Source organism: Psychrobacillus sp. (assembly GCF_056205495.1).
In genome coordinates this window covers 1-5,188 of record NZ_JBAEAP010000063.1, presented here as the reverse complement: position 1 = coordinate 5,188, position 5,188 = coordinate 1, and the positions used below count along the sequence as shown (strand labels likewise).

The window sequence follows — 5,188 nt, the reverse complement described above, 5'->3', positions numbered from 1 at the left end:
CTTCAGTGCATCCGTGTCACGCTCTGCATCTACTGCACGGCGCTCGCGTTTAGACGTATGCTCTGCGATGTCGTCGATGATTGCACCCCAATGGTTAACTGTTGCGGATGATACATCCCCGTTCACTAAATACGTACGGATCAGACGGTGTACGACCAAGTCAGGGTAACGACGGATCGGAGAGGTGAAATGTGTATAGAACTCGGTCGATAAACCAAAGTGACCTAGACATTCTCCGTAATATTTTGCCTGTTGTAGAGAGCGAAGCAGCATTGTCGAGATAACTGGCTCCTCTGGCATTCCCTCGATGCTTTCAATGATCTCTTGAAGTGCTTTCGGGTGAATGTCATTACCTGTTCCTTTGACTACTAAGCCGAAGTTCGTCAGGAAGCCGAAGAAGCGTTGTAGCTTTTCTGGCTTAGGGTCTTCATGGATACGGTAAATGAATGGCACATCCATCCATTTAAAGTGCTCTGCTACGGTTTCATTGGCAGCTAGCATGAATTCCTCGATCAGCTTCTCTGCCACCGTACGCTCGCGAATAGCGACCTCTGTTGGCCAGCCATCGTCATCTACTAGAATTTTAGCCTCTGGGAAGTCGAAATCGATCGCTCCGCGTTCCTCGCGTTTCTTTCTAAGCACAGCCGCAAGCTCTGCCATGTTCTCGAACATTGGCACAAGGTCCTTATAGCGCTCGATTAAGTCCTCATCTTTTTCTTCTAAAATTTTATAAACGTCTGAGTAAGTCATACGTTCCGTTGTGCGGATCACACTTTGGAATATCTCATGGGATGTTACCATACCAGAGCCGTTGATGATCATTTCACATGATAGTGTTAAACGATCGACCTGTGGATTGAGTGAACAAATACCATTTGATAGACGATGTGGAATCATAGGAATAACACGGTCTGTTAAATACACACTCGTTCCGCGGTCATATGCCTCGCGGTCAAGCGCAGACCCTTCAGTTACATAGTGGCTTACGTCTGCGATATGTACGCCAAGCTTATATGTACCGTCAGGCAGCTTCGTTACGGTAACTGCATCATCCAGGTCCTTCGCGTCAGCCCCGTCAATCGTCACGATGACTTCATCGCGAAGATCTCTGCGTCCCTCTAAATCACTCTCTGCGATTTGGTCAGGCACAGCCTCTGCTTGATCGATTACCTCTTTCGGGAAGTCGATCGTGATGCCATGCTTGTAGATGATCGATAGAATATCGACACCTGGATCATTTTTGTGACCAAGAATTTTCGTTACGATTCCTGTTGCAGACTTTCTTTCATTCGGCCAGTCCGTGATCCCTACGACTACCTTGTGACCATCTACCGCACCTAATGTGTCGCCTTTTGCGACAAATACGTCCATTGGCACTTTCTTATCATCCGGTATAACGAAGCCGAAGCCTTTATTGTCCTGGAACGTTCCGACAACCTGTGTCATTCCGCGCTGTGTGATTTTGATGATCGTACCTTCTCTACGGTCTCCAGAGGATTCCTTCGATACGCGCACGAGCACCTTGTCACCGTTTACTGCTCCGTTAATTTCCGTAGGGGGAATAAAAATATCATCCATTCCACTTTCTTCCGGTGTTACAAAGCCGAAGCCTTTTGCATGACCGATGAAGCTCCCGACGATTAAATTCATGCGAGATGGGACACCATAACGATTAGATCGTGAACGGACAACTGCTCCAGCGTCCTCCATGGACACTAGCGTTTTGACTAGCTCCTTGAAGTCGTCGGCCTCGGTCATATTAAAATGGTCCTCTAGCTCCTTCGTGGTCATCGGTTTATATTCTTCTGAATTCATTAATTCTAATAATTGTTCTTTCATATTTTCCATCTAAACATCCCTCCCTTTTCAGCGTGTGCGGAAATGGCCTATTTTACACATTCCAATCCAGCGATTCTAAAAAGTTTAATATATCCTCATGTAGCGTTTCCTTTTCTGGTCCTAGCGTAATGACATGGCCAGATTCCTCATACCAGTTCAGCTTTTTCTCTAGTGATTCAGACTGCTCGTAAATATAGTTCGCAGAGTTTATATCAATCACCGAGTCCTTTTTGCCCTGTGTAACGAGAAGCGGAGCATATATATGATCCACATGATCGCGGACCTCATAGACGAATTCACGCAGCTCGCCCAATGTCTGCATCGGGTTTTGGCGAATCTTCTCTACTTCTTCTTCTATTTGCTGCTCGCTTTTACCTTCATATTTCTTATATTCCTTGGCATATTTTATGACGCCCTCGAACATAACGTCCGTCGTTTTCATTGTCATCGGAGAGCACATCGTTACGATTCCCTTTACAGGCACTGTATACCCCAATTTCAACGAAAATACGCCTCCAAGTGATAATCCGGCTACCGCAATCTCGTCATAGCCAGCTGCCTTTAAGCGGTCGTATGCCTTCATAACATCCTTCCACCAGTCTTTCGGACCTGTTTCGAGCAGCTCCTCTGGTGGCACACCGTGTCCCTTATAGTGCGGCGCAAGTGAGGTGTAGCCATTCTTTTCTAAAAAACGTCCCAGCATCCGCACGTCGGACGAATTGCCAGTAAATCCATGTAATAATAATACCGCTCGCTTTCCAGCCTCAAAGAAGAACGGCTTTGGTGTTGTGATGCGCATTCCAATAAAACCTCCTGTTTCCATCAACACTGCTATTTTACTAGTATATACCTTTCCCTTATTAATTTTATCTTATGTATGCCCAAATATAAAAGAAAACGCCTAACCATTTGAAAGTATGGTTAGGCGTATACATTCGTTTTTTAAAATTTCGTAACAGCTATCGTTAATACGAAGAATAATACAGCAAGCACGATAGTCGCTCTATGTAAGATCAAATCCATACCACGAGCTTTCTGTTTTCCAAAGAGTTGTTCAGCTCCCCCGGAGATGGCTCCTGATAGCCCAGCACTTTTCCCTGATTGTAATAATACTACTACGATCAAAGCAAGCGAGACGATGATTAATAATGTCATTAATAATGTATTCATTGTTACACCTCCCGATTAGAACATCACAACAATATAATTTTAACAAATTTAAATAGAACTGACAACAGTCTATCAATTTTAAAGTAGTTATCTAAATAATATCATATATTTTCTCATAATCTAGCGTTAAAATGAAATAAGAAAGATTTAATGGTTTATATTGTCAAATACATAGAGAATGGGAAAGATTAATCGTGAATAAAAAATTATTTGCTATGACAAGCATCATCCTGTTAGCGTTAATCGCTATCGTGTATTGGTTTACATTAAAGGAGGAAACGAGACTACCATCTGAGAATTGGAGCAGAACCTTTTCCGTGGAAACTCCTGCAAGCAATTATTCCAGCTTTCAAGTTTTGAACGAGGAAAATGGTTATGTGATCACGCTTCGAAATTTTAAGGAGCAGGCCATTCTCTCCTGTGATTTAGATTTAATATGTCAGGAATCTCGCAGCCTCAAATTATCCAGCTCAAGCACGAACGTCTGGAGCAACGAGGCGGAATCTTATTTTATTAAAAATTATACGTTAATGCATGACGACACGGAAATCGCTCAGGACGTACAAAACTTCGTGAAATCTGGGGATGTGCTTGTCTATTGGACAAAGGACCGCCAGCTAACCGTTGTGGATAACGGACAGGAGAAGGCTTATGAAGTGGCCGAGCCCATCTACGATGTAAAAATTATCGGGGAAAACATATTGGTCATTACAAAGGAAAGCCAAGGGGATCGCTTCGCCGTCTATCATCTAGCAAACGAGCCGGTTCAGCTGTTCAAGCTAACGAGCACAGCGAGTCTAGTATCCTCTATTCAAATGATCGAGCAGTCCCCAGGAGCATTCCTGCTGCTCATGGATACAACGATGGTTTCCGGTGGTGCGAAAACAAAGGTCATCCAACAAGCGGCCTTTGACCTGTCGCCAAACCAAGCCATCCAGCTGTCGAAGCTATTGTTCCATCACGAGCAGGACGGTCGCACACTTGATGACATAACGCACGCCACGCTGTTTCAGCAGGACGGACAAACGCTAATAGCCTTTACCGCGACCCGTGCCGGCAATAAAAACCAAGTATTCCTTGGCGAGCTAGCTGGCAGTAAAGTGCTTGCCACCTCCTTAACGAAGGCAGGTACAAGATACGAGCGTCCAGTGATCCTCAATAAAGACGAGGTCGCTTTTCTAGAAATGAACGGCTCTCAAAGGAAATTAGTTTACGCCTCCTCCGAATCTAGTAAAATAGAGGAAAGTAAACAAATCGCAAAAGAGGACTACAAGCAGGCAGGCTATACCCAGTTCAGCAAATCCTTTAACGGCTTAATGCTCGTCCTGTTCGGCTTCGCCTGGATCATCCTAGCCTTTGCAATCTCGTATATAAGCACAGCGATTTTAAATCGTTTTAGATTTGAAAGAACGTATACGCTTGGATTTATCATTCATGTCGTATCTTTGTTGGTGTTACAGATCTTCTTCCTATATCGCTTCACGAGGGTCGAGACAACAATTGCGAACATCCCTTTCATTACAGAAAGCTGGCATTTCATTGTTATATTGATCGTTGGAAGTTTACTATCGACCGTTCCATTACTTCTTGCCCGCTATAAGCCGGAAGAAGATGATTACACGTATATGGTTATATACGCGACCTTTATGAATCTAGCCGTCCTGTTTTTCTTGGTCGGGCCGTATATATTTTAATAGAAAGAGAGCAGGAGGGATCCTGCTCTCTTTTATTGTGGATAGGCTACTATGACCTCTCCATCCTTAGAGAAGGCTTGGTAGGTGAAAGGGTGCCATGGCTCTTCAACATTTAGTAAAACAAAACGCTTTTCATCGATTTCAATAAAAGAAAAATCATCATATTCCTTCTCCTTAGTAGTAATCACTAATTTATCAATGAGAGGATCTTCTACTAACATGAATAAAACGTAAACTCCTTCGTAGCTACTTGACTGCCAGGGAATTCTGCCATCCGTTTCTACAGTAGGATAAGCAATACTAGCTAAAGTCGCCTCTCTTCCTGATAAATCAATCATCTTCCACGTGCCCATCCAATTTTGCTCTAGCTTTGCGACCATTATAGAATTCTCGTTTTTAAAAAATGCGAGCCATTCCCCATCTCTTTTCATGACTTCGAATACTTCGGTTATGCTAGGTGTCCAACTTTTCGTCATCCTGAAGAT

Annotated in this window: 5 protein-coding genes; 1 reads left to right on the top strand and 4 read right to left on the bottom strand. The window is 43.6% G+C overall.

From position 1 onward, the window contains the following. The 3 genes from rnr to secG all read right to left on the bottom strand — a co-directional run. The coding region (rnr, locus tag AC06OU_RS02025) for a ribonuclease R (protein ID WP_475853616.1) at positions 1 to 1,848 on the bottom strand (1,848 nt) is incomplete at its 3' end. A 43-nt stretch (positions 1,849 to 1,891) separates the two neighbouring features. Continuing rightward, on the bottom strand, positions 1,892 to 2,638 hold the full coding sequence (locus AC06OU_RS02020) for an alpha/beta hydrolase (protein ID WP_169359957.1): 747 nt from the start codon (positions 2,636 to 2,638) through the stop codon (positions 1,892 to 1,894). A gap of 143 nt (positions 2,639 to 2,781) precedes the next feature. After that, positions 2,782 to 3,009 (bottom strand): preprotein translocase subunit SecG, encoded by a 228-nt coding sequence (secG, locus tag AC06OU_RS02015; RefSeq protein ID WP_169359958.1) that lies wholly within the window; start codon positions 3,007 to 3,009, stop codon positions 2,782 to 2,784. A gap of 194 nt (positions 3,010 to 3,203) precedes the next feature. Between secG and AC06OU_RS02010 the strand changes: the two genes are divergently transcribed. After that, positions 3,204 to 4,703 carry a hypothetical protein gene (locus AC06OU_RS02010; protein WP_475853613.1) on the top strand — a complete coding sequence of 500 codons (1,500 nt, stop codon included), beginning with the start codon at positions 3,204 to 3,206 and terminating at the stop codon, positions 4,701 to 4,703. A gap of 32 nt (positions 4,704 to 4,735) precedes the next feature. On the opposite strand, the gene AC06OU_RS02005 is transcribed toward AC06OU_RS02010, so the two are convergent. Next, positions 4,736 to 5,188: hypothetical protein (locus AC06OU_RS02005; protein WP_475853612.1), on the bottom strand; the 453-nt coding region annotated here is incomplete at its 5' end.

Bases quoted from the DNA above. Each gene is read 5' to 3' on its own strand.
- AC06OU_RS02020 (WP_169359957.1), bottom strand. From the start codon at position 2,638: ATGCGCATCACAACACCAAAGCCGTTCTTCTTTGAGGCTGGAAAGCGA.
- secG (WP_169359958.1), bottom strand. From the start codon at position 3,009: ATGAATACATTATTAATGACATTATTAATCATCGTCTCGCTTGCTTTG.